Raw genomic sequence first — 21,162 nt, 5'->3', positions numbered from 1 at the left:
CATTACGGCAGTGCGTAAATTATTTCCGTTTAATCGCCGTCCTGCGCGGATTAACTTAGATGAATATCGCGCCACACTCTCGCGTACTGAAATTGCGCGTCCAGAAAATAATTTTTATCACTGGCTATTAGGTACCAGCTGGGGCAGCTTTATGCTGCTGGTTGTCTTCGTTTATCTTGGAGCCAATCTCTTATTTGCGTTTGCCTATTTAGCTTGTGGTGATGGCGCGATTACCCATGCTCAGCCTGGCTCTTTGCTGGATGTCTTTTTCTTTAGCGTGCAAACCATGGCCACCATTGGTTATGGTCGTATGACACCAATCGGTCATTGGGCAAATGCCATAGTGACATTTGAAGCCTTCTTTGGGATTGTGTATTCCGCATTAACCACTGGTTTGGCGTTTGCGCGTTTTACGAGGCCGACTGCTGGAGTACGTTTCTCTAAAGTGGCAGTGATAGGCAGCCATGATGGCGTACAAACGTTTAAGTTTCGCGTAGCCAATGATCGCAGTTCTCATATTGTTGAGGCGCAGTTAAGACTTTGGTTGATTGCGGAGAGTATGACAGCTGAAGGTGAGCGCTATCGTCGTTCAGTCGAGTTACCGTTACATCGTTCAGAGAGTCCTGTGTTCTCATTGACCTGGACAGCGATGCACAGTATTGATGAAACAAGCGCCCTAAAGGATTACTTGGGTAAGGCCGCCATTGAACGTCAGTGGCATCTTCTCATTACTTTTACCGGCTATCACGAGAGCTTAGCCAATCAAGTCTATGCTCGACATGTTTACTTGCCTAAAGATGTGCAGCAAAATGCGACATTCGTCGATATAGTCACAGCATTACCAGACGGCGATCGAGTCATTGATCTAACCAATTTTGATAAGTGGGTTCCGAATACATCGGACAAGTTAGTAGGGGAGTATTTATGAAATTTCGTTTCCCAATCATCATTATTGATGAGGACTTCCGCTCGGAGAATATTTCGGGTTCAGGAATTCGTGACCTCGCTGAGGCGATTGAGAATGAAGGTATGGAAGTTATTGGCTTAACCAGCTATGGCGACCTAACTTCTTTTGCCCAGCAGGCATCACGCGCCTCCACTTTCATTGTCTCGATTGATGATGAGGAGTTTGATTCCGATTCTGAAGACCATGATCTTCCTGCTTTAAATAACCTCCGTGCATTTATTACTGAGGTTCGTAAGCGTAATGAAGATATTCCAATCTTCTTATATGGTGAAACTCGTACTTCACGTCATATGCCGAATGACATCTTGCGTGAGTTGCATGGCTTCATTCATATGAATGAAGATACACCTGAGTTCGTTGCGCGTCACATTATTCGTGAAGCAAAAGTGTATTTAGATTCTCTAGCGCCACCATTCTTCCGCGCGTTAACGAACTACGCTTCTGAAGGCTCCTATTCATGGCATTGCCCAGGTCACTCAGGCGGTGTTGCCTTTTTAAAGAGCCCGGTAGGCCGCATGTTCCATCAATTCTTTGGTGAAAACATGCTGCGCGCAGACGTTTGTAATGCCGTTGAGGAATTAGGCCAACTCTTAGACCATACCGGTCCTGTATTGCAGAGCGAGCGCAATGCCGCCCGCATCTTTAATGCAGACCATTTATTCTTTGTCACTAACGGCACATCTACTTCCAACAAGATTGTTTGGCATTCCACCGTTGCTCCTGGCGACGTTGTTCTGGTAGACCGCAATTGCCATAAATCAGTTATTCATTCCATCACCATGATGGGCGCGATTCCTATCTTCTTGATGCCTACCCGTAATCACTTGGGCATCATTGGTCCGATTCCTAAAGAAGAGTTTGAGTGGAAAAACATCAAGAAGAAAATTGATGCCAATCCATTCATTAAGGACAAGAACGTCGTACCTCGTGTCATGACGTTGACGCAAAGTACCTATGACGGCATCGTCTATAACGTTGAGATGATTAAAGAGATGCTCGATGGCAAAGTCGACTCTTTGCATTTTGACGAAGCTTGGTTACCGCATGCTGCCTTTCACCCTTTTTATAAGGATATGCATGCCATTGGCTCAGACCGCAAGCGTACCAAGAAGAGTTTGATGTTTGCTACCCAGTCAACCCATAAGTTATTGGCTGGCTTATCCCAGGCATCTCAAGTGTTGGTGCAGGATGCAGAAGATACAAAGCTGGATCGCGACTGTTTCAATGAAGCTTATTTGATGCACACGTCAACTAGCCCACAGTACGCGATTATTGCTTCATGCGACGTCTCTGCCGCCATGATGGAATCTCCTGGAGGCACAACTCTTGTTGAGGAATCTATTGCTGAAGCAATGGACTTCCGTCGTGCAATGCGTGAAGTGGATGATAAATTTGGAGCCGATTGGTGGTTTAAGGTCTGGGGCCCAGATCATTTGGCTGAAGAGGGGATTGGCGAGCGCTCAGATTGGGTCTTGGAGCCCTCCGCAGCTTGGCATGACTTTGGTAAGTTAGCCAAAGACTTCAACATGCTCGATCCTATTAAGGCAACAGTAGTAACGCCTGGCTTAGATATTGAGGGTAACTTTGGCTCTATGGGCATTCCGGCTAGCATCGTTACTAAATACCTTGCCGAACACGGTGTGATCGTAGAGAAGTGCGGTTTGTATTCCTTCTTCATCATGTTCACCATCGGCATTACCAAGGGGCGTTGGAATACTCTCGTAACAGAGTTGCAACAGTTCAAAGACCATTTTGATAAAAATGCGCCTTTGTGGAAGGTATTGCCTGAGTTTGTAGCAAAGCACCCACGTTATGAACGTGTTGGCTTAAAGGATATCTGCCAACAAATTCATGAGTTCTATAAGAGTCGTGATGTAGCGCGCATGACTACGGAGATGTACACCTCTGACATGGTTCCTGCCATGATGCCTTCAGAAGCATGGGCAAAGATGGCGCACAAACAAGTCGATCGTGTTCCGCTAGACCAATTAGAGGGGCGCGTGACAGCCATGTTGGTAACGCCATATCCTCCCGGCATTCCATTGCTCATTCCAGGCGAGCGTTTTAATAAGCGCATTGTTGACTATCTCTACTTTGCTAGAGACTTCAACGAGCAGTTCCCTGGATTTGAAACGGATATCCACGGTTTAGTGAAAACTAGCGTTGATGGAAAGAGTGAGTACTACGTGGATTGCGTCAGACAAGAGCGCGACATTACTCTTTAAATCAGACTTCAAGTTGCAATACGATGCCCCGCATTCGCGGGGCATTTTTTATTTGACTGGCTTATCTAGCTGAAAGGTCACAGGAGCGTCCTCATCCACTTTCGCTGATGGCGTGTCTGGTTTATTGTCTTCGCTCGTGAAGTTGAAGTCTTGGCTCTCTAAGACTGCAGCAGGCTTGTCCAAGAAGGTGGTCACCAAGGCTGGGAAAGCGATCACTACTGCCACCATCACAAGTTGTAAGCCTACCCAAGGTAGGGCACCCCAGTAGATGTCGCTACTCTTGACTTCTTTAGGGGCTACACCTCTTAGGTAGAAGAGGGCAAAGCCAAATGGAGGATGCATAAAGGAGGTTTGCATGTTGACGCAAAGCATGACTCCAAACCACACTAGCGCAGCACTAGCCGCGGCTTGTGGATTGCCATTCATGGATGCCAAAAGTACTGGGGCTAATAGTTTGACGGCTACTGGTGCCAGCATTGGTACAACGATGAATGCGATCTCAAAAAAATCTAAGAAGAAGGCCAAGAAGAAAACAAATAAATTCACAACAACCAAAAAACCAACCCATCCACCGGGAAGATTGGAAAATAATTCTTCAACCCAAAATCCGCCATCCACCCCCTGAAATACTACTGAGAAGCAGGTGGATCCAATCAGAATGAAAACTACCATAGCGGTAATGCGCATCGTGTTTTGATACGCCTCTTGAATCAGCCCCTTTAGATTTGGAATCTTTGATCTTCGAATCCAAGCTAACAGTAGTGCGCCCATAGCGCCCATGGCCCCAGACTCAGTTGGCGTTGCAATGCCGGTCATGATGGTGCCTAGTACTAAGAAAATAAGAACAGCCGATGGAATGATTCCCATCAGACACTTTTTCCAAAGGGCCCAGCCTCTCAGGGTGAGTTCGCTTTCCGGAACTGGTGGCAAATAGTCAGGACGGATGCGACTCAAGAAGAAGGTGTAAAGCGCAAAGAGGGCGATCTGCAGAAGTGATGGACCCCAAGCGCCCAAATACATACTGCCCACATCGGCGCTGCCGCTTTGTGTTTTGAGTTGATCTGCCAATACGATCAATACTAAAGATGGGGGTACTAGCTGGGTAATAGTTCCAGATGCCGCTAAAACGCCCGTAGCGTAGCGCATGTTGTAACCATAGCGCATCATTACAGGCAACGAGATCATCGCCATAGCGATCACCTGAGCCGCTACTGTGCCGGTAATTGCCCCCAAAATAAATCCAACGATGATGACCGAGTAGCCTAGGCCGCCACGTACGCGCCCAAATAGCTGTCCCATAGAATCCAGCATTTCTTCTGCAAGGCCGCAGCGCTCTAGGATGGCGCCCATGAAGGTAAAGAAGGGGATGGCTAGCAATAGATCATTGGCGAGCACGCTGCCAAAGATACGTTGAGGAATGGCCTGCAGAAACGCCATTCCAAAAAAGCCTTCACCAATAGCAATGAGGGAGAAGAATAAGCCTGCCGCCATTAAGGAAAATGCCACTGGAAAGCCGATCAACATAAAGACGATCAGTCCAGCAAACATCAAGGGCGGCATCCACTCCAATGGAATCATTGCATGGGCTTTTCGTAACGAAGATCTTCGGCGGGCAAAGTCATTTCACCTTTGAGGGCACCAATACGTTTAATGATTTCTGAAAGGCCTTGCAAGCTGAGCATGAAAAACCCAAATGGCACTACAAACTTAATAGGGTAGCGCGCTAATCCACCGGAGTTCAATGAATGCTCCATCACTAACCAGGAAGGATAAAAAAGCGTGGTCCATGAGAGCCAGGCAAACAAAATACAGGCGGGCATTAAAAAGAAGATCAAGCCAAAGAGATCAATCCATAAACGGCCACGATCAGAGAGCTGAGAGTAAATTAAATCTACTCGGACATGCTCATTGCGTTTAAGGGTGTAGGAGGCGCCCAGCATGACGGCTGCGGCAAACAAATACCATTGAAGTTCAAGAGGCCAGTTATTACTGACATCTAGCCCATAGCGCAGCAGAGCATTGGTTGCCGATACTACGCAAGACAGCAAAATCATAATGCTGGCCGCCTTGCCCAGAAGCTGGTTTACACGATCAATGCCTGCAGAAAGTTTGGACCAAAACCCCATGCACTTTAGAGGTCTGCACGACCCCGTTTAATAGCAGCGAGTACTTGCGCAGGAGCGGTGCCACCAGCATGTTGACGTGATTGAACGGAGCCATCTACTGTGAGCAAAGCAAACACATCATCACTCATTAACTCAGGGCGATTATCTAGGCCGCAAGCAAAGCGCAGCTCAGAGAGGCTAAGGTCGGTCAACATGCAGTTTCTGCCAACACAGGCTTTTACTGCATGAGCAACAGCTTCGTGTGCATCACGGAAAGCCAAACCTTTTTTCACCAAGTAGTCAGCCAAGTCAGTTGCTGTTGCAAAACCTTCTTCAGCAGCTTTCTTCATCACTTCGGCCTTGACTTCAATGTGCGGAACCATGTCAGCAAAGATACGCAAAGTATCTTGCACGGTATCAACCGCATCAAATAAAGGCTCTTTATCTTCTTGGTTATCTTTGTTGTAGGCGAGGGGCTGACCCTTCATCAAGGTCAATAAAGAAATCAAATCGCCATAAACGCGACCAGTCTTGCCGCGAGCTAGTTCTGGTACGTCAGGATTTTTCTTCTGCGGCATGATTGAGCTGCCAGTGCAAAAACGATCAGGCAAATCAATAAAGCCAAAGCGTGGGCTCAGCCACAGGATGAGCTCTTCGGATAGACGTGATACGTGCATCATCAAGATCGAAGCAAAGGCGCAAAACTCAATCGCAAAATCACGATCGGATACGGCATCTAAAGAGTTATTGCAAATACCATCAAATCCAAGAGCCTTAGCAACTTGTTCGCGATCGATTGGATAAGTGGTTCCAGCCAAAGCGGCAGCGCCCAATGGCAAACGATTAAAGCGAGCACGCAAGTCAGCTAAGCGACTTGCATCGCGGCTAAACATTTCAAAGTAGGCCATAAGGTGATGACCAAAAGTAATAGGCTGGGCTACTTGTAAATGCGTGTGACCAGGCATGATGGTCGAAGCATGTTTCTCTGCCAAATCTAACAATGCAACACGTAAAGATTTAAGAGTCACAGCAATGTCATCGACGCTGCCACGCAACCAAAGACGTAGATCAGTTGCTACTTGGTCATTGCGTGAACGGCCAGTATGCAGACGCTTACCAGCATCGCCAACCAATGCGGTTAAGCGTGCTTCGATATTAAGGTGAACATCCTCAAGAGCAAGTTGCCAATTAAATTGGCCGGACTCGATCTCACTCTTAATTTGGGCCATTCCCTTTTGAATATCTGCCAAATCCTGGGTGCTAATGATTTTTTGGGCAGCCAGCATCTCAGCATGGGCTAGGGATCCAGCTATATCGACCATGGCAAAGCGTTGATCAAAGCCAATAGAAGCGGTATAACGCTGAACAAGTTCGTCAACGGGTTCGGCAAAACGGGCCGACCAAGCTTGGGCTTTGTTGTCTAAGGAATTATTTGATGAGCTCATAAACACAGTATATTGGTGTAGGTCTTTGATTATTTTAAATGTTATGTCCCAAACCCTGAATTCTTCCCCTATAGCCGCTCCAAAGAGCCTTGTTATCGCCTCCCGTGAAAGTCGCCTGGCCATGTGGCAGGCTGAGCATGTCCGGGATTGCCTTAAAAAGCTCTATCCTGAGTGTGATGTCCAGATTTTGGGCATGACAACCCGTGGTGACCAGATTTTGGACAAAGCCCTCTCTAAAGTGGGTGGTAAAGGTCTTTTTGTAAAAGAGCTGGAAACTGCCCTTGAGGATGGTCGGGCTGACTTAGCAGTGCATTCATTAAAAGATGTCCCCATGGTGATGCCTGAGGGTTTTGACCTTGCTTGCGTTATGGCTAGAGAAGATGCAAGAGATGCTTTTGTTTCCAATGATTACGCCAGTCTTGAAGATCTTCCTGTGGGCGCCATCGTTGGCACGTCAAGTCTGCGTCGAGAGTCCGTGTTGCGTGCAAGGTTTCCCCATCTGGTGATTCAGCCATTACGCGGTAATTTAGATACGCGTATGGGTAAATTAGATCGCGGTGAATATCAGGCAATTATTTTGGCTGCTGCTGGTCTTAAGCGTTTAGGTTTAGAGTCGCGCATCCGCGCATTCTTGCCATACGATCCTTACACGCCTGCTGCAGGCCAGGGCGCTCTTGGTATTGAAACCTTAAGTAAGCACCCCAACATCAAGCAGTGGCTTGCTCCATTAAACGACGTACCTACCTTGTTTGCAGTTTCTGCTGAGCGTATGGTGTCTCGTCAATTGGGTGGATCATGCGAGGTGCCCTTAGCTGCGCACGCAGTCTGGGATCAAAATCAAATGCAGATTCGCTCCTTTGTGGCGAGTACGGATGGTAAAGCGATTTGCCTGGCAAATGGCAGTGCGCAAGTGAAGTCAGTGGAAGACGCAGAGGCTTTGGGGCTCGCAGTCGCACAAGACTTGCTCTCACAAGGCGCAGCAGATTTAATCCCAAAAATTTTTAAATAAACATAACCGTAGCGATGAGCACTAAAACTATCATCGTCACAAGACCTAGTGGTCAAGCTCGTCAGCTGATTGAAGTACTCACTCGCGCAATCGAAGCGAGCGGAGTAGGAAAACGTAGTCTCCCTGAAATATTGTCATTACCATTACTCACCATTGTTCCGAAGGCTGATGAGCATTTGGCTGACCACATTGCTACTGTCTTGAGTGATGCCGACCTAGCCATCTTTGTGAGTCCCAATGCCATTGAGAGCGTGATGCGATTACTAGAGCGCGACTGGCAAGACTTCTCTAAAAAAGTTATTCCGATAGGTGTGATGGGGGGCAGTAGCAATCTAGCTTTAAAAAACCATGGCATTGGTTTAGAAGCAATACCGACGCCTATCATCATCCCTAAAAATAATGAAAACTGGGACTCTGAGGGTCTTTGGCAGGAACTTCAATCTCTGCAATCTAGTTGGCAGAACAAAAAAGTAGTGATCTTTAAAGGTGAGGGTGGTCGTGATTGGCTGGCTGACACATTAACAAAAGCTGGCGCTACTGTAGAAGCAATTTCCACCTACAGCCGCGTGCCTTTAGATCTGGGTAACCCTGCATGGCATCTAGTGCGAGAAATGGATTTAAGTAAATCTCTTTGGTTGCTCACTTCCTCTGAGGCAGTCCGTTATCTAGGTGAGGTGATGAACGGTCAATTTACTCAAAACCTCAATGCGGCTAGCGCGCTTTGCCCACATCACAATATTGCTGATGCCGCTGAGTTAATTGGATTTGGTGAAGTTTTTACCAGTGAGCCTGGTGATGAAGCCTTAATTAAATCTACTTTAGCTTGGCTAACAATCTAAAAGTAACAGTGAAGAGCTAATCCTTCCTAGCATCCAATAAAGCAGGCAAGAAAATTTCATTTACTAATAGCGGGTGACCCTTCAGGCGATAAAGAGTGCGTCGTGCCCATAGGGGCGAACTCAAACCAGAAAAATGCTTAGAGCACTTTTTCCACAATTCACTGCTTTTATCTAAACGAGCAATATCTCGCGGAGGCTTTGCTTTTGAGTGCTTGCGGGTTTTGGCGAATAACACAGCACCTAGAGGCTTTTTGCCTAGGCGTAGAACCGCATGATTGCTGCCGCTAGAGCTTAAAGTAGGTATGACGCTATGCGCCATGACTAAAGGAGTCCCATTGGCACAGAGAAGCACTTCACGCACTCGGCAGCGTCTGAGCTTGAAATGAAAATAGCGACTTTCGTCGCTATTAAGTGATTGAGGGCAGTCACGCAAAACCTGTACTTCTAGTTTTTGCCCAATTGCTTTCTCAATTTTTTGGGTGAGAGACCCGGTATCGCTTAGCCAAGGTTGCCACTCGCGTGGCGCCCGATGGATTTCACCGGAACCGACTCGATTCCATGCAGAACGGAGGCGATTACGGTGAATCATTTTTAGCTACCGCTAAAGTTGCGACGTTGACCGCCAGCCTTTGGTTTCGCAAAGCGCGGACCACCTGCTGGACGTGAATCACCAGAGCGTGCTGGACGTGAGTCAGCAGAGCGGGCTGGACGTGAATCGCCTGAACCGCCGCCGCCAAAGCGAGACTCTGAACGAGCGCCTGAGCCATAACGACCACCACCGCCGCCGGAGCGATTACCACCAAAGCCGCCACCGGAACGACCGCCACCACCGCCTGAGCGACCGCCACCAGGACGACCACCGCCACCACCAAAGCTTGGCTTGGCTTGTGGCTCAAGACCAGCGATAACTGAGGCAACGATATCTTGCTGTGTGAAGCGTTCGATATTACGGATCTTGGCGCGATCACGATGTTCAACCAAAGTGATAGCTACGCCATTGCGACCTGCACGACCAGTACGACCGATGCGATGCGTATAGTCTTCTGGTTTCATTGGTAGGCCAAAGTTAATCACGTGACTAATACGTGGCACATCAATACCGCGAGCCGCTACGTCAGTCGCAACCAAAATCTTGGTGTGACCTTTGCGCAAAGACTCGAGACGACGCATGCGCACAGCTTGAGGCATTGCACCATGAAGTGCAGTTGCTTCGTAGCCATTGGCACGCAATGTGTCAGCAATTTTTTCGCTCTCAACTTGAGTGCATGCAAACACAACTGCTTGATCTAAATCGGCGTCAGCCAAAATGTGCTCAAGCAATTTATGCTTGTGTGACATGCTATCGGCCCAATGCAACTTCTGTTCAATGTTGGCGTGCTTTTCACCTGCGTGAGCAAGTTCAATGCGCTTGGCATCTGTGGTCAACTCATTTGCTAAAGACATAATCTTTGGCGCAAAAGTTGCAGAGAACATCAAAGTTTGGTTACGGCCTGCGCAACGTTTATCAATAGCCTCGAGATCATCAGCAAATCCCATGTCGAGCATGCGATCAGCTTCGTCGATAACGAGTTGTTTTACATCATCTAAGCGAATTGCTTTGCTGTCGCACAAGTCGAGTAAGCGACCCGGAGTTGCAACAACTAACAATGCACCTTTCAACGCTTGGATTTGCTTGCCATAAGGCATGCCGCCCATTACGGTTGCGATGCGGATACCTTTCATGCCACGAACTAAGTTGACTGCATCAGCGGCAACCTGTTGAGCCAATTCGCGAGTAGGGCAGAGCACTAACACTTTAGGTTGTGCGCGACCTGGTACAGGTGAGTTGTTCGGGTTGTCTTCGATGAGTTGATTAATCAAAGGCAATAAAAAGGCTGCGGTTTTGCCGCTACCAGTTTGGCTGCTGACCAATAAGTCACCACCGGCTAAGGCTGCAGGAATAACCTGAGCTTGCACAGAAGTGGCTTGGGTAAAACCCAATTCAGCAACGTTTTTAAGGAGTGATGCCGCTAGGGCGAAATTCTGGAATTCATTTCCAGTGCTCTTTGAGTCTTTCGGCTCGTGTTTAGTTTCTTTAGAAAAAGTCATGCTATTACACATCCCCTTTAAGGGATGTCTCCGTATGTTGCACCCATAGTTTTTAAAGGGTGCGATGGTCAAAGGCATCGACCATCAGACAAGCGGCAGCGCGTTTTGTGACTTCTGTGTTTATGACTTCTAAACGGTACGCTGAAATAGAGCTGGGGGGCGATGAATCAAATTGCTTAAAAAAGCCTCTCATTATGACAGTTTGAGCGCACGATTACAAGGGTTTTCCCGAATTAATTATGATATCGAGATGGAATGGCTCTCTTACAGTCTCTTATCGCCAGCGAATGCCGGCATTGTTGATTTCTCAGGCTACTTGCTTGGGACTTTGCTCATTATTTTGTTACCAGGCCCTAATTCACTTTATGTTTTGACGATAGCTGCGCAAAAGGGTTGGCGCGCTGGCACCTGGGGTGCGCTCGGAATATTTGTTGGAGACTCGATACTGATGATTGGTGTGGCATTAGGTGCTGCATCCATCTTGACGACTTCCCCGATTGTCTTCGCTCTAGTGCGTATTGCGGGTGCGCTGTATTTGGCTTGGATGGGGTATGGTTTATTGCGAAGTGGTGTGCAGCGTTGGTCTCTAGGTCAGCGCGCGAAGACTTATGAAATTCAAGTGAGACTCATGCAACTGCATCCTATGTTAGCGGCATTAACTTTGTCGTTAACCAATCCAAAGGCAATTTTTTTCTTCATTGCCTTCTTCTCGCAATTTATCCGTCCAGATGCTTCACATCCAGCTCATACCATTTTGTATCTGGCGACAGTCTTGCAGCTTATGAGCATGACCTATTTAGGCTGCCTGATTTGTGCAGGTCAATTTTTCTCAAAGTACTTTGAGAGTCACCCTCGCTCTGCCGCCGTACTGTGGATCACAGCCGGCTTCCTATTTATTGGATTCGCAGCGCGATTGATTTACATCTAAATTTTTTATCTAAGACGCTTGAGTAGTCTCTCGGCGCTCTTGCCGTAAGGAGGGCGAGCGGGTTTAGTGCCCTTGAGAAGATTCGTACCTAGTAGGCCGCGCACCTCAAGAATAGGTTTTTGATGGCTAAAGGTATCAAAGCCTGCTTTGCCGTGATAGGAACCGATACCGCTAGCACCAACACCGCCAAATGGAAGTGACTCTATCGTTGCATGCAATAGGACGTCATTGATGGTCACGCCACCAGAACGCGTCTCTTCTAAAACGCGCTGCATATTCTTTTTGTCTTTACCAAACCAGTAAAGAGCTAAAGGACTCGGTTTGCTATTGATGTAATGAATGGCTTCAACAGTATTGTTAGCTGTCAATATTGGCAAAATTGGACCAAAAATTTCTTCATGCAATACTCGTGCCTCAGGCGGAACATCGACTAGTGCGACCGGTTCAAATCTTCTGGCGCCTGCGGACGGGTTGTTTAACAAGGGGACTGCTTTTGCGCCACGATCGAGCGCATCAGCCAGCAAATGTTGCCAGTATTGCAATTGTTCATCATCAATCGGTCCAGTGAGCTCTTCTGGGTTACTAAATTGCACTTGTGCCGCCGTCTGTAGCTCTTGGATGAACCCATCGCGATTGGCTTGGTCGATCAATACATAGTCAGGCGCAATACAGGTTTGTCCACTATTCAGTAGTTTTCCATAAACAATCGCTGCGGCCGCTTCCTTGAGTTTTGCTGATGCATCAATGATGGCTGGGGTTTTGCCACCCAACTCCAAAGTAACGGGAGTAAGATTTTCTGCTGCAGCACGCATCACTTTTTTGCCAACGGATTCTGATCCTGTAAAAAAGAGATGAGCAAAAGGTAGAGCCGCAAATTGTTCGGCCACATCAACGCCACCGGTACTCACGCAAAATTCACTTGGGTGAAAGTATTCCTGAATTAAGCTTGCTAAAAATCCTGAGGTGCGGGAGCTACGTTCGGATGGTTTAAGCCAAACGCGATTACCGGCAGCAAAAGCGGCAATCGCTGGAATAAGCGCTAGCTGAACTGGATAATTCCATGGACTCATAATGCCAACTACGCCCAATGACTGACTTTCAATCCAAGCCTCTGAGGATCCCATAAAAGAGGGCGTTTCCATTTGCACAGGCTTCATCCATTCCTTTAGATGCTTACGCGTATATTTATAGGCTTGGTAAACCATCTGAAATTCAGCGAGGCGAGATTCAATGGGGTGACGCACACCAAAATCTGCAGCCAGAGCCTTACAGATTTTTTCTTCATTTGCTTCGATCATCTTTTCAATTCGACCAATGCGCTCCAATCGGACTTCAAGTGACGGATTGGGTTCTGTGGCGTAGGCTGCTTTAATTTCGTCGAGTTGTATGGTGAAGCGGTTCATGGTGTATTAATAGTTGGCAAGCATTGAAATAAGGCATTAGGATAAAGCCATGGAACAGACTATGAATAAAAAAGACCCAGATCTAGAGCGCGCCACCTTGGGTGGAGGCTGTTTTTGGTGTCTTGAGGCGGTTTATCAGCAAATTACTGGGGTGAAATCGGTAGTTTCTGGTTACGCTGGCGGCGCAAGACCTAATCCAAGCTATGAGGCAGTTTGCACCGGCGTAACGGGCCACGCTGAAATCGTTGACATCCTATTTGATCCACAAGTGGTTTCATTCCGAGATTTGCTGGAGATTTTCTTTGTGATTCATGATCCCACTACCTTGAACTATCAGGGCAATGATCATGGAACGCAATATCGCTCTGTGATTTTTACGCACAGTCAAACCCAATCTAAGATTGCCCATGAAGTAGTGAAGGAGTTGGAGGATGCAAAAATCTACTCTAATCCTGTGGTGACCCAGATTGATTCTGCACCAATCATTTATCCAGCAGAAGACTATCACCAGAATTATTTTCAGCAACACCCCAACCAGGGGTATTGCATGGCTGTAGTTGCTCCTAAGCTTGCTAAATTCAGGGCGAAATTTAAATCGCTGATTTCGCCCCAGTATTCCTAGGTCAAATTACTAAGGAGCTAGGCGATTTACGTGCCACTGATTTCCATCTAGCTTGTAGTGCATGCGGTCATGCAATCGAGAAGGGCGACCTTGCCAGAATTCAATTTCAGTTGGACGTAGGCGATATCCACCCCAATGCTCTGGACGAGGTGGTTTATCACCAAATTCTGCTTTGAAGCGTTTTTCTGCTTCTTCTAAAAATTCACGGTTAGGTATTGCAGTACTTTGAGGCGAAGCCCATGCACCGATTCTGGAGGCGGGAGGGCGCGAGTGGAAGTACTCATCACTCTCTGCGGCGCTGACCTTCTCAACAATGCCCTGAATACGGACTTGACGCTCTAATTCGTGCCAATGAAACAGCAGGGCGGCCTGAGGGCGAATAGCCAAATCCCGACCTTTTTGACTTTCATAATTGGTAAAGAAGGTAAAGCCATTTTCGTCAGCGCCTTTTAGTAAGACAATACGAGCTGATGGATTTCCAGCTTGATCAGCAGTTGCTAGGGTCATGGAATTGGGTTCTGGGCACTCTGCCTTGATTGCTTGCTCAAACCAGAGCTTAAAAAGCTCTAAAGGGTCTCGAGGAACCTCGGTCTCTAAAAGCTGGCCAAAGGTGTAGTTTTTGCGGAGTTGAGCAATGGAGTCCATTTATTCAGTATAAAGAGAAGCTATGGCAGAAGACAAGGTAGAAGGCAGCTTAGAAAATCGTCGTTTTGGCGGGGTCTCCAGACTCTACGGGCCAGAGCTGCGTGAGCGCTTTCTAAAGGCAACCGTAGTAGTGGCTGGCTTAGGAGGGGTTGGCTCCTGGGCCACTGAGGCATTAGCACGCACCGGTATCGGACATTTGGTTTTAATTGACTTTGACCACATTGCTGAGAGCAATACCAACCGACAGTTGCACGCTATAGAAGGGCAGTACGGTAAGGCAAAAGTTGAGGCAATGACACAGCGTATTCTACAAATCAATCCTGAAATCAAACTCACTTCTTGCGATGAATTTTTGGAGCCTGAAAATTTAGATCGGCTCATTCCAGAAAATGCCTTGGTATTAGATGCCACTGATTCCGTGCAAACCAAAATTGCTTTATCTGTTTGGGCCGTGAAAAATCAGCGCGCTTTAGTCATGTGTGGTGCCGCAGGTGGAAAGTCAGATCCTACTTCAGTACGCTGTGATGATCTGTCGCGTACAGAACAAGATGCGCTTTTGGCAAAAGTGCGCCAAGGTCTTAGACAGGATCATGGTTTCTCCAGAAATCTTAAGAAAAAAATTGGCATTCGTGCTATCTACTCACACGAACCGCGGGCTGGCGCCTCTAGCGGCGGCCTTGCCTGCTCTGGCTACGGCTCCACTGTGATGGTAACTGCTGCTTGTGGCTTGGCTGCGGCAGCAGAAATCCTCAATCTCATCGCGGCAAGCTAATTTTTTCAAAACGTGTCATCAATCCTTAAGGGGATTCCCTGTAGGAAGTTACTGATTCTTTTGCAGTCACTAATTATTTATTGCAAAGCCGCCCATTGATTTGAAAGACATTTTTATTTCTGTCTGCGTAGATTTATTCAATTAATCACTTTAGTAATTTTAATCCCCTAGTGCTGGGCACCACTCCTCCCTAGACTTTGCTTCGTTGGTAAGTCGCCAATGACAATTCGAAAGGAGGTCTCTCTTGCAGACTGAACAAACTGGTTTAAAGCGCCATCTCAAAGTACGCCATATTCGTTTAATGGCTTTGGGCTCAACGATAGGCGTTGGATTATTTCTTGGATCGGCAAGCGCAATTCAAATTGCTGGACCATCCATTCTGTTAGGTTATTTATTGGCAGGTATCGTCGCCTTTATTGTTCTGCGCACACTTGGTGAGATGGCAGTGCACGAGCCTGTAGCCGGTTCTTTTGCGGCTTATGCCAATACCTATGTTGGCCCATTAGCTGGATATATGGTGGGCTGGGGGTATTGGACCTACTGGATTGTGGTCGGTATCGCTGAAGTCACTGCAGTGGGAATCTATATGGGAATATGGTTTCCAGAAACGCCGCAGTGGGTCTGGGCGCTTTCTTCAATTGTGATGATGGGCCTAATCAATCTCATCGCAGTAAAAGTGTTTGGTGAGTTTGAGTTTTGGTTTGCATTGATCAAGGTAGTGGCTATTGTTGCGATGATTGCTCTTGGTGGCTCAGTCATCTTGTTCGGCTTTACCAACGATTGGCAGCCTATAGGCTTAAGTAACCTATGGCAACACGGCGGCTTCTTTCCAAATGGTATTAGCGGTATGTTGCTGTCCTTGCAAATGGTTTTGTTTGCCTATGTCGGTATTGAGATGATTGGCCTATCTGCGGGTGAGGCCGAGAATCCACAAAAAACAATTCCCATGGCAATTGATTCCTTAGCATGGCGCATCTTGATTTTTTATATGGGCGCCATTCTGGTGATTTTGGCCATTTTCCCCTGGAATCAAGTGGGTCATCAAGGTAGCCCATTTGTAGTGATGTTTGAGAGATTAGGCTTGCGTGAGGCTGCGGGCTTAATCAATTTCGTCGTGATTACTGCCGCACTTTCTTCCTGTAATGCCGGCATCTTTAGTGGCGGACGTCTGCTGTACTCCTTATCGTCCAATGGTTATGCCCCTAAACCTTTCTCAAAACTTTCAAAGCAGGGCGTGCCACATCGTGCAGTGATGTCTACGGTTGCAGTTTGTATGACAGGCGTGGTGCTGAATTACTTCGTGCCTGATAAAGCCTTTCAATACATGATGGCTGCGGTGACTTTTATTGGCTTGATGGTCTGGATTGCAATTCTGATTACGCAAATTCAATTTCGTCGCTCCTTATCAAAATCCCAAGTAGCTGAGCTCGCCTATCGCGCTCCTTGGTGGCCGTATTCCTCGTGGTTTGCTCTGGCATTTATTGGCTTAGTGGTAGTGCTTATGGGCTTTCATGAGGATGCGCGGATCGCACTCATAGTGGGCCCGTGTTTATTGGGGGTGTACCTCGTGATGTTTTATATCGTGGGGCTACATCGAAAAACAGCAAGTAAGCGTGACTTTAAATAATAGGAGATCAGAATGATTATTGGCGTACCTCAAGAGGTAAAAAATAATGAGTTTCGGGTGGGTTTAACACCGGGTAACGTAAGTGGGCTTTGCAAGCAAGGACATTCTGTCCTGGTGCAGCGAGGAGCAGGGGAGCAGATTGGCTTGAGTGATGAGGCTTATCGGCTTGCTGGCGCTAGCTTAATCAATAGCGCGGCAGAAGTATTCCATAAGGCGGAGATGATTGTGAAAGTGAAAGAGCCTCAGGCGCAAGAGTGCGCCATGTTGCGCGAAGATCAAATTCTGTTCACGTATTTACATCTGGCGCCAGACCCTAAACAAACGAAGGCTTTGTTGCAGTCGGGTGCAACTTGTATAGCCTATGAAACGGTTACTTCAATGAATGGCGCTCTGCCTTTATTGGCCCCTATGAGTGAAGTAGCTGGTCGAATGTCCATTCAAGCGGCTGCAACGCACTTAGAGAAAACCAATGGTGGTCTGGGTGTATTGATGGCGGGGGTGCCTGGCGTCTCGCCAGCCAAAATTGTGATTCTGGGCGGCGGAGTAGTGGGTCGTAACGCATTGCAAATAGCAGTGGGGATGGGTGCCGATGTTTGTATCTTTGATCGTGATATCGAACGCCTGCGTCAAATCGATATGTTTTATGGCAATCGAGTGCGAACCTTTTACTCAGATAGCTTGCTCATTGAGCAGGAAGTTTGTGAGGCTGATGTCGTGATTGGCGCAGTATTGCTTCCTGGTGGCGCAGCACCGAAGTTGGTAACGCATGACATGATCAAAAAAATGAAGCCCGGATCGGTGGTGGTTGATGTAGCCATTGATCAAGGTGGTTGTTTTGAAACCTCCAAACCCACTACTCACGCAGATCCTACATTTGTAGTGGATGGAGTAATTCATTACTGTGTAGCCAACATGCCAGGTGCGGTCGCCAGAACATCTACCTTTGCACTAACCAATGCGACCTATCCCTTTGTGGAGGCTTTGGCTAATCGTGGGGTGATGAAAGCACTTTCCATTGATCATCATCTGCGTAATGGCCTGAGTGTTCACAAGGGTGTATTGACTTCAAAGCCAGTCGCGCTAGCCCAAGGGCTGGATTGCGCATTGGCTGAGGAGTTATTTGTGGCATAGCGCATTTGTAGGAATAAGCAGGTCCAGTGGGTCAGGGATTTAAACTATCCCTAATGCACTAAACATTACAAAACTTACTGGACCTACCGAATACATGGATTTTTCAGCATTAGCGCTCTCTACCGGGGTAGTAGCCTTGGCGGAGATGGGCGATAAAACTCAATTACTTTCTTTGATGCTCGCTGCCCGCTATCCAAAGCAAGCATTAGCGATCATCGCCGGAATCTTTATCGCTACGATTGCTAACCATGCGTGTGCTGCTTTGCTAGGTCATTGGTTAACGACCCTAGTATCGCCTGATGTCATGCGCTGGATTTTAGGTTTAAGTTTCTTGGGTATTGGTTTATGGTTATTAGTACCAGATCACATTGACGATGCATCTGGGTCTAAAGTCGCCGACAAAGCCCTACAAGTATTTTTGCTAACCACGGGTTTGTTCTTTTTAGCTGAGATGGGCGATAAGACGCAAATTGCGACGATCGCCTTAGGCGCCCGTTATGAGGATGTAGTCTCGGTAACCATTGGCACCACATTGGGGATGATGTTGGCAAACGCGCCTGCGGTCTGGATTGGCCAAAAATTCACTAAGCGCATGCCTATCAAGTGGGTGCATGCGGTAGCTGCCATTACCTTTATTGCCATTGGGATTGCCACCTTAATCTGGGCTTGATTTAGTCGGCATACCCGTCTGTCATCCTAGACTTAAAATAGGCTGATGAAAACTGATCTCCCACAGAGCTTTCGTCGGCTCGAATATCGCCCACCTGTTTACAACTTCGATCAGGTCGAGCTCGATATTGCCTTAGACCCAGCTAGAACGATTGTTAAAAGTCGAATTGAAGTTCTGCCAGGCAAAAGCTTTGAACCAGGGGCTCCCTTGGTATTGGTTGGGCATGAACTCGAGTTCGTCAGTCTACGGATTAATGGTGAAGCCCATCGCCATTTTGAATTAACCCCAGAAACACTCACCATTCATTCTTTACCAAATGAAGGTCAAGAAAAATTTGTTGTTGAAATTATTTGCGTTTGTGTACCCGAGAAAAATACCACCTTGATGGGTTTGTACGTTTCTAATGGCAACTTCTTTACGCAGTGTGAGGCGGAGGGTTTTAGAAAGATTACTTATTTCCTAGATCGTCCAGACGTCATGGCACGATTTAAAGTAACGCTACGCGCTCGAGAAGCAGAGTGCCCGGTCTTGTTATCTAACGGGAACTTGATTAATACAGAAAAACTTCCAAATGGTTGGCACAGCGCTACCTGGGAAGACCCGTTTCCTAAACCTTCGTACTTGTTTGCCTTGGTGGCAGGCAAGTTGGAGTGTATTGAAGAGACTATTACGACCAGCAGTGGTGCTAAGAAGCTCTTGCAGATTTGGGTTGAGCCGCATGATCTGAAGAAAACCCGTCATGCCATGGACTCTTTGATTGCTTCAATCCACTGGGATGAGAAGCGCTTTGGTTTGGAATTGGATTTAGAGCGCTTCATGATTGTGGCTGTTAGTGATTTCAATATGGGCGCAATGGAAAACAAGGGTTTGAACATATTCAACACCAAGTTTGTCCTTGCGCAACCAGAAACTGCTACTGATGCTGACTTTGCCAATATTGAAAGCGTTGTTGCACATGAATACTTCCACAACTGGACTGGTAATCGCGTCACTTGTCAGGATTGGTTTCAGTTATCGCTGAAGGAAGGTTTAACGGTATTTAGGGACCAAGAGTTTTCTGCTGACCAAATGGGCAGCGAATCTGGTAGGGCAGTCAAACGCATTGAAGATGTTCGATTGCTACGTCAACTCCAATTCCCAGAAGATGCGGGTCCGATGGCGCATCCGATTCGTCCTGATGAATACCAAGAGATTAATAACTTCTATACCGTTACCGTGTATGAGAAGGGCTCTGAGGTAGTTCGGATGTATCAAACTCTCTTGGGTAGAGAGGGATTCCGTAAAGGGATGGATTTGTATTTCAAGCGCCATGACGGGCAAGCAGTGACCTGCGATGATTTCTTGATGGCGATGGCTGATGCTAATAATAAAGACCTGACTCAGTTCAAGAATTGGTATAGCCAAGCGGGGACTCCACGAGTGAAGGTGCAAGAGCAATACGACGCTGCCAAAAAACAGTACCAACTCACGCTGACGCAAAGTTGTGCGCCTAGTCCAGGCCAGCCCGAGAAGAAGCCTTTCCATATTCCATTGAAGATGCGCTTAATTACCAAGGCGAACGATCAAAAAGAACAATTGCTGGAGCTGACGCAAGGTAGTCAGACGTGGACCTTTGACAATATTGCAGAGCGTCCAGTGCTATCGATTAATCGTAATTTCTCGGCGCCGATCAACTTAGATTTTGAGCAGTCTGAAGCAGATCTCTTGACGCAATTCTCCAGTGATGACGATGCGTTTAATCGCTGGGAGGCTGGCCAAAAGTTAGCAATGCAAATGATTCTGAATAATCGCTTGCCAGATGCCCATCTCATTGAGGCTTATCGCAATATCCTGCTCGATCCTAGCTTGGATCCAGCCTTTAAAGATCTAGCCCTGACGCTACCTGCGGAGTCCTATTTGTATGAGCAATGTACGAGCGTGGATCCGCAGAAGATATTTAGTGCACGCCGTGCCTTCCGCAGAGAAATTGCTAAGCAACTCCAGCTGGAGTGGGCTGCTTTGTATCAGCAAATGCAAACGCCTGGACCTTTTAAATCAGACGGAGTGGATTCTGGAAAGCGCGCACTTAAGAACTTGTCTTTAAGCATGTTGCTTGAAGCGGCGCCGGAAGTATGGGCACCAATGGCTGCCAATCAATATCAGATTGCTGACAATATGACGGATCGTTACGCTGCTTTAGCGGCGTTGGTGGTGCATGGCGCAAAACCAGCCAAAGATTGTTTAATTGATTTCTACAACCGATTCGCCAATGATGCTTTAGTAATTGATAAGTGGTTTGGCTTGCAATCAAGCCGTCCGCCAGTTGATGGTCTTGACTCTACGCTGGAGGAAGTGAAGAAGCTGCGTGAGCATCCTGCGTTTAAGTTAAATAATCCCAACCGAGTACGCAGCGTGATTCATGCCTTCTGCGCAAATAACCCGGCAAGCTTTCATCAGGCTGATGGCAGTGGTTATGAGTTTTGGGCTGATAGCGTATTGGCCTTAGATCCCATCAATCCTCAGGTTGCCGCTCGTCTTGCTAGAGCCCTGGATCGCTGGCGCTTATTTGCTCAACCCTATCAAGATCGCATGAAAGCGGCTCTGGAGCGGGTTTCGGCGTGCCAGACACTCTCTCCAGATGTGAGAGAGGTGATAGGAAAGGCGCTAGGTAACTAGCTCCCTAAATAACAAGGCAAAATAGAGCCCA

Annotated in this window: 18 protein-coding genes; 11 read left to right on the top strand and 7 right to left on the bottom strand. The window is 47.3% G+C overall.

The genetic code is table 11. From position 1 onward, the window contains the following. Nucleotides 1-10 precede the first annotated feature (10 nt). Both ICN23_RS01130 and ICN23_RS01125 read left to right on the top strand, forming a co-directional pair. On the top strand, nt 11-928 hold the full coding sequence (locus tag ICN23_RS01130) for an ion channel (RefSeq protein WP_216230547.1): 918 nt from the start codon (nt 11-13) through the stop codon (nt 926-928). Continuing rightward, nucleotides 925-3,192: an arginine/lysine/ornithine decarboxylase gene (locus ICN23_RS01125; protein ID WP_216230546.1), complete on the top strand. Its 2,268-nt coding sequence runs from the start codon at nt 925-927 to the stop codon at nt 3,190-3,192. Before ICN23_RS01130 ends, ICN23_RS01125 begins: the two co-directional genes overlap by 4 nt. 48 nt (nt 3,193-3,240) lie before the next feature. On the opposite strand, the gene ICN23_RS01120 is transcribed toward ICN23_RS01125, so the two are convergent. The 3 genes from ICN23_RS01120 to argH are packed head-to-tail and all read right to left on the bottom strand — an operon-like array spanning nt 3,241 to nt 6,742. Next, on the bottom strand, nt 3,241-4,770 hold the full coding sequence (locus tag ICN23_RS01120; protein ID WP_216230545.1) for a TRAP transporter large permease subunit: 1,530 nt from the start codon (nt 4,768-4,770) through the stop codon (nt 3,241-3,243). Next, nucleotides 4,767-5,318 carry a TRAP transporter small permease subunit gene (locus ICN23_RS01115; protein ID WP_216230544.1) on the bottom strand — a complete coding sequence of 184 codons (552 nt, stop codon included), beginning with the start codon at nt 5,316-5,318 and terminating at the stop codon, nt 4,767-4,769. The genes ICN23_RS01120 and ICN23_RS01115 overlap by 4 nt, the downstream gene beginning before the upstream one ends. Nucleotides 5,319-5,323: 5 nt before the next feature. Beyond that, nucleotides 5,324-6,742, bottom strand: a complete 1,419-nt coding sequence (argH, locus tag ICN23_RS01110; protein WP_216230543.1) for an argininosuccinate lyase — start codon at nt 6,740-6,742, stop codon at nt 5,324-5,326. 43 nt (nt 6,743-6,785) lie between these two features. Here argH and hemC point away from each other — a divergent pair, with 43 nt between their 5' ends. Together hemC and ICN23_RS01100 are read left to right on the top strand one after the other, a co-directional pair. Beyond that, nucleotides 6,786-7,751, top strand: coding sequence for a hydroxymethylbilane synthase (hemC, locus tag ICN23_RS01105; RefSeq protein ID WP_216230542.1), 966 nt, complete (start codon nt 6,786-6,788; stop codon nt 7,749-7,751). A 14-nt stretch (nt 7,752-7,765) separates the two neighbouring features. Further along, complete coding sequence (locus ICN23_RS01100) at nt 7,766-8,590, top strand: uroporphyrinogen-III synthase (protein ID WP_216230541.1); 825 nt, start codon at nt 7,766-7,768, stop codon at nt 8,588-8,590. A gap of 16 nt (nt 8,591-8,606) precedes the next feature. On the opposite strand, the gene ICN23_RS01095 is transcribed toward ICN23_RS01100, so the two are convergent. Continuing rightward, a complete protein-coding gene (locus ICN23_RS01095; RefSeq protein ID WP_216230540.1) occupies nt 8,607-9,179 on the bottom strand; it encodes a chorismate lyase in 573 nt (190 codons plus the stop codon). 2 nt (nt 9,180-9,181) lie between these two features. Beyond that, entirely contained in the window at nt 9,182-10,678 is a 1,497-nt protein-coding gene (locus tag ICN23_RS01090; protein WP_216230539.1) for a DEAD/DEAH box helicase, read from the bottom strand. Between the two features lie 250 nt (nt 10,679-10,928). Here ICN23_RS01090 and leuE point away from each other — a divergent pair, with 250 nt between their 5' ends. Beyond that, the gene (gene leuE / locus ICN23_RS01085; protein ID WP_216230538.1) at nt 10,929-11,606 is read left to right on the top strand and encodes a leucine efflux protein LeuE; all 678 of its coding nucleotides are present in this window, start codon (nt 10,929-10,931) and stop codon (nt 11,604-11,606) included. Nucleotides 11,607-11,611: 5 nt separating this feature from the next. Here the strand turns inward: leuE and ICN23_RS01080 are convergent, their stop codons facing one another. Beyond that, nucleotides 11,612-13,009, bottom strand: coding sequence for a coniferyl aldehyde dehydrogenase (locus ICN23_RS01080; RefSeq protein WP_216230537.1), 1,398 nt, complete (start codon nt 13,007-13,009; stop codon nt 11,612-11,614). A 61-nt stretch (nt 13,010-13,070) separates the two neighbouring features. Between ICN23_RS01080 and msrA the strand changes: the two genes are divergently transcribed. Beyond that, on the top strand, nt 13,071-13,631 hold the full coding sequence (gene msrA / locus ICN23_RS01075; protein ID WP_216230536.1) for a peptide-methionine (S)-S-oxide reductase MsrA: 561 nt from the start codon (nt 13,071-13,073) through the stop codon (nt 13,629-13,631). Between the two features lie 9 nt (nt 13,632-13,640). On the opposite strand, the gene pdxH is transcribed toward msrA, so the two are convergent. After that, nucleotides 13,641-14,276: a pyridoxamine 5'-phosphate oxidase gene (gene pdxH, locus ICN23_RS01070; RefSeq protein WP_216230535.1), complete on the bottom strand. Its 636-nt coding sequence runs from the start codon at nt 14,274-14,276 to the stop codon at nt 13,641-13,643. A gap of 22 nt (nt 14,277-14,298) precedes the next feature. Here pdxH and ICN23_RS01065 point away from each other — a divergent pair, with 22 nt between their 5' ends. The 5 genes from ICN23_RS01065 to pepN all read left to right on the top strand — a co-directional run bounded on the left by ICN23_RS01065 (nt 14,299) and on the right by pepN (nt 21,131). After that, nucleotides 14,299-15,048: a ThiF family adenylyltransferase gene (locus tag ICN23_RS01065; RefSeq protein ID WP_216230534.1), complete on the top strand. Its 750-nt coding sequence runs from the start codon at nt 14,299-14,301 to the stop codon at nt 15,046-15,048. A gap of 301 nt (nt 15,049-15,349) precedes the next feature. Beyond that, complete coding sequence (locus ICN23_RS01060; protein ID WP_281777481.1) at nt 15,350-16,675, top strand: amino acid permease; 1,326 nt, start codon at nt 15,350-15,352, stop codon at nt 16,673-16,675. Nucleotides 16,676-16,687: 12 nt separating this feature from the next. After that, a complete protein-coding gene (ald, locus tag ICN23_RS01055) occupies nt 16,688-17,806 on the top strand; it encodes an alanine dehydrogenase (RefSeq protein ID WP_216230532.1) in 1,119 nt (372 codons plus the stop codon). 94 nt (nt 17,807-17,900) lie between these two features. After that, nucleotides 17,901-18,476, top strand: coding sequence for a TMEM165/GDT1 family protein (locus ICN23_RS01050; protein WP_216230531.1), 576 nt, complete (start codon nt 17,901-17,903; stop codon nt 18,474-18,476). A gap of 45 nt (nt 18,477-18,521) precedes the next feature. Next, a complete protein-coding gene (gene pepN, locus ICN23_RS01045; RefSeq protein ID WP_216230530.1) occupies nt 18,522-21,131 on the top strand; it encodes an aminopeptidase N in 2,610 nt (869 codons plus the stop codon). Nucleotides 21,132-21,162 lie beyond the last annotated feature (31 nt).

Source organism: Polynucleobacter sp. MWH-Jannik1A5 (assembly GCF_018881795.1).
Taxonomy (GTDB): domain Bacteria; phylum Pseudomonadota; class Gammaproteobacteria; order Burkholderiales; family Burkholderiaceae; genus Polynucleobacter.
This window is presented reverse-complemented; position numbering and strand designations above follow the sequence as displayed.

What these genes read in the sequence shown, in the direction of transcription:
- ICN23_RS01065 (WP_216230534.1), top strand. Translation starts at nt 14,299, where the DNA reads ATGGCAGAAGACAAGGTAGAAGGCAGCTTAGAAAATCGTCGTTTTGGC.
- msrA (WP_216230536.1), top strand. Translation starts at nt 13,071, where the DNA reads ATGAATAAAAAAGACCCAGATCTAGAGCGCGCCACCTTGGGTGGAGGC.
- leuE (WP_216230538.1), top strand. Translation starts at nt 10,929, where the DNA reads ATGGAATGGCTCTCTTACAGTCTCTTATCGCCAGCGAATGCCGGCATT.
- ICN23_RS01060 (WP_281777481.1), top strand. Translation starts at nt 15,350, where the DNA reads ATGGCTTTGGGCTCAACGATAGGCGTTGGATTATTTCTTGGATCGGCA.
- ICN23_RS01080 (WP_216230537.1), bottom strand. Translation starts at nt 13,009, where the DNA reads ATGAACCGCTTCACCATACAACTCGACGAAATTAAAGCAGCCTACGCC.
- ICN23_RS01095 (WP_216230540.1), bottom strand. Translation starts at nt 9,179, where the DNA reads ATGATTCACCGTAATCGCCTCCGTTCTGCATGGAATCGAGTCGGTTCC.
- ICN23_RS01090 (WP_216230539.1), bottom strand. Translation starts at nt 10,678, where the DNA reads ATGACTTTTTCTAAAGAAACTAAACACGAGCCGAAAGACTCAAAGAGC.
- ICN23_RS01100 (WP_216230541.1), top strand. Translation starts at nt 7,766, where the DNA reads ATGAGCACTAAAACTATCATCGTCACAAGACCTAGTGGTCAAGCTCGT.
- pdxH (WP_216230535.1), bottom strand. Translation starts at nt 14,276, where the DNA reads ATGGACTCCATTGCTCAACTCCGCAAAAACTACACCTTTGGCCAGCTT.
- ald (WP_216230532.1), top strand. Translation starts at nt 16,688, where the DNA reads ATGATTATTGGCGTACCTCAAGAGGTAAAAAATAATGAGTTTCGGGTG.
- ICN23_RS01050 (WP_216230531.1), top strand. Translation starts at nt 17,901, where the DNA reads ATGGATTTTTCAGCATTAGCGCTCTCTACCGGGGTAGTAGCCTTGGCG.
- pepN (WP_216230530.1), top strand. Translation starts at nt 18,522, where the DNA reads ATGAAAACTGATCTCCCACAGAGCTTTCGTCGGCTCGAATATCGCCCA.
- ICN23_RS01115 (WP_216230544.1), bottom strand. Translation starts at nt 5,318, where the DNA reads ATGGGGTTTTGGTCCAAACTTTCTGCAGGCATTGATCGTGTAAACCAG.
- ICN23_RS01120 (WP_216230545.1), bottom strand. Translation starts at nt 4,770, where the DNA reads ATGATTCCATTGGAGTGGATGCCGCCCTTGATGTTTGCTGGACTGATC.
- argH (WP_216230543.1), bottom strand. Translation starts at nt 6,742, where the DNA reads ATGAGCTCATCAAATAATTCCTTAGACAACAAAGCCCAAGCTTGGTCG.
- hemC (WP_216230542.1), top strand. Translation starts at nt 6,786, where the DNA reads ATGTCCCAAACCCTGAATTCTTCCCCTATAGCCGCTCCAAAGAGCCTT.
- ICN23_RS01125 (WP_216230546.1), top strand. Translation starts at nt 925, where the DNA reads ATGAAATTTCGTTTCCCAATCATCATTATTGATGAGGACTTCCGCTCG.